The sequence below is a fragment of the Methylobacterium sp. WL18 genome, assembly GCF_008040015.1.
Classification (GTDB): Bacteria; Pseudomonadota; Alphaproteobacteria; order Rhizobiales; family Beijerinckiaceae; genus Methylobacterium; species Methylobacterium mesophilicum.
This window is the reverse complement of the sequence record NZ_VRVD01001138.1, coordinates 1-781: the sequence shown is the minus strand read 5'-3', so window position 1 is coordinate 781 and position 781 is coordinate 1. Positions and strand designations below refer to the sequence as shown.

The 781-nt window shown below is 73.5% G+C and carries 1 protein-coding gene; it reads left to right on the top strand.

Annotation, left to right across the window (positions count from 1 at the left end; genetic code table 11):
• On the top strand, positions 1 to 781 hold a 781-nt coding region (locus tag FV228_RS31380), incomplete at both ends, for a C4-dicarboxylate ABC transporter (protein WP_147857934.1).

The following is a 781-nucleotide window of genomic DNA, read 5'->3' as shown; positions in this document are numbered from 1 at the left end:
GCCTCAGCGTCGCCTGGAGCCTGGCTCAGGCCCGCTACGCCGCGCCGGCCTGGATCGCCGACGTCCTGGGCTACGCGGCGCTCGCCGCCTTCGTGGCGATCGCGGCGGGCTACGCCGTGAAGGCCGCCATCGCCCCGCAGGCGGTGCGCGCCGAGTTTGTCCATCCGATCGCCGGCAACCTGTTCGGGACGCCCCTGATCAGCCTTCTCCTGCTGCCGATCCCGCTGGCGCGGGCGAACCTCCTCGTCGCGCAGGTCCTGTGGGTGCTGGGCGCCGTCGGCATGACCCTGTTCGCGTGGCTGATCGTGACCCGGTGGCTGAGCGAGCGCCAGCAGGCGGCGCACGCGACGCCGGCCTGGATCGTCCCGGTGGTGGGCCTCCTCGACGTGCCGCTCGCCCTGCCGGGGCTGGGCCTGCCGCCGATGCACGCGGTCATGATGTTCGGGCTGGCGGTCGGCCTGTTCTTCGCGGTGCCGCTGTTCACCCTGATCCTGTCGCGCCTGCTGTTCGAGGCGCCGCTTCCGGTGGCGCTGCAGCCGGCGCTGCTGATCCTGATCGCCCCGTTCGCGGTCGGGTTCTCGACCTACGTGGCGACCACCGGGACGATCGACCTGTTCGCGCAGGCGCTCTACGCCGTCGCGCTGTTCCTGCTGGCGGTGCTGCTGCCCAAGCTCGCCCGCCTCGTCCAGGCCTGCCCGTTCCGGGTCGCCTGGTGGGCGGTGAGCTTCCCGCTCGCCGCGGTGGCGGTGGCGTCCCTGCGCGTCGCGAGCGCGATGCCGGG